Below are 1341 nucleotides of genomic sequence, written 5' to 3'. Positions count from 1 at the left end.
CCACGCTCCGGGTTAACCTGAAAGACGGCGGAGCGGAAGGGCTGGAATGTTCGTCCCATCTTGCCGGTGCCAGAGATGAAACCCGGTGGGTGGAAAGCTGCCCGTGGGATAAGATTCCGAAAAAAGCTTTAGTTGCGGGAAAACAACCTATTAAAGTAAGAACTAAAAGTTTTGTAGAATTAAAAAATATTGTATTTGATGGCTTGTCAAAGTATTGGGGAAGAAATAAAACAAGAATACATGGAGATGGAGTTAACATAGTTAGTGACAGGTTTGAGGTGTTTATAAAGCCTTTTGATACTAAAGATAATGCAATGAATTCATTACCATTAATCTATAATACAAATAATGATTGGATGCGTTCAGGTAATCCAGGAGGAAGTTATTCTGATGGTAACTTAGATGACAATGCTATGGATCTTTTTCCTGACACAGGAGTTATTCAAAGGTTATCTTATAATGCAGGTTATATTAAACATGGTTGGAAAAATGATCCCAAAGCTGGCTGGAGATATTATGATGAGCTAGATATAAATAATGCTTATGATGCAATATCAGAGTTTAAAGAAACTGCTGCCCATGAACTGGGTCATGAGTTTTTACAGGCTTATGGAGGAACTATTTATTCTTGGCAACACAAGGGAAGTTCTTATTATTTACCACAAGATACAAAGCCCATTAAGGGTAATGAGACTGCTTGGGAAAAAATAACCCATTGGGATGAGATGGAAAGTGATGGTGAGAATTATCCTTTGTATGGAGAAATTGATATAATGAAATATTATAATAACGAACCTAATCCTAAAGATATTTCTAGACTTATTGCAGCAGAGAAAGATGTGCTTGGATTAATATGGTTAACAAAATTAAAAATAAAATGAGAAAATTAATTATTATTTTTTTAATAAGCATTATAACATCCTCTTGCCATCATGAATGGATAATAAGACCTGAAATAAAAGGCCGCGTTATAAGTAAACAAAATAAACAGATAGTAGCAAGAGTAATAACTTTACCAGTAGAAGGAGAGGAATACGAAGTTGCTGTAAATAAAAATGAAGGCAAGTTCTATTTCCCAAGACAAACCATTAAAGAATGGACATTTTTAGGAATGGAAAAGCCCAAGGGGCCGCCAACAACAAACAAGATAATTGTTAGTGCACAAGGGTATAAGGCAGACACTTTAGATTATACAAACTATAACGCTCGTAATAATATTGTTGATTTGGGCAATATTATTTTAAATGAAGAAAACTAAACAGTATTTATTAAAGATTATATCTGTCATTCTTTAATGCAGGTGCAGAATAACAGTGGCGAAAAAAGTAAAAATTACTGATT

Annotated in this window: 1 protein-coding gene and 1 pseudogene; both read left to right on the top strand. The window is 34.2% G+C overall.

Annotation, left to right across the window (positions count from 1 at the left end; all coding sequences use genetic code 11):
- Nucleotides 1-881: pseudogene (locus CHA01nite_RS20690) on the top strand (hypothetical protein); the annotation flags it as partial.
- A complete protein-coding gene (locus tag CHA01nite_RS20330) occupies nt 878-1258 on the top strand; it encodes a hypothetical protein (RefSeq protein WP_146944815.1) in 381 nt (126 codons plus the stop codon). The pseudogene CHA01nite_RS20690 and the gene CHA01nite_RS20330, both read left to right, overlap by 4 nt.
- The last annotated feature ends 83 nt before the right edge of the window (nt 1259-1341 follow it).

Origin of the sequence: Chryseobacterium hagamense (assembly GCF_007991455.1) — a bacterium.
Classification (GTDB): domain Bacteria; phylum Bacteroidota; class Bacteroidia; order Flavobacteriales; family Weeksellaceae; genus Chryseobacterium; species Chryseobacterium hagamense.
The sequence above is the reverse complement of the archived record's forward strand: the minus strand, read 5'-3'. Positions and strand labels throughout refer to the sequence as shown.

What these genes read in the sequence shown, in the direction of transcription:
- CHA01nite_RS20330 (WP_146944815.1), top strand. Translation starts at nt 878, where the DNA reads ATGAGAAAATTAATTATTATTTTTTTAATAAGCATTATAACATCCTCT.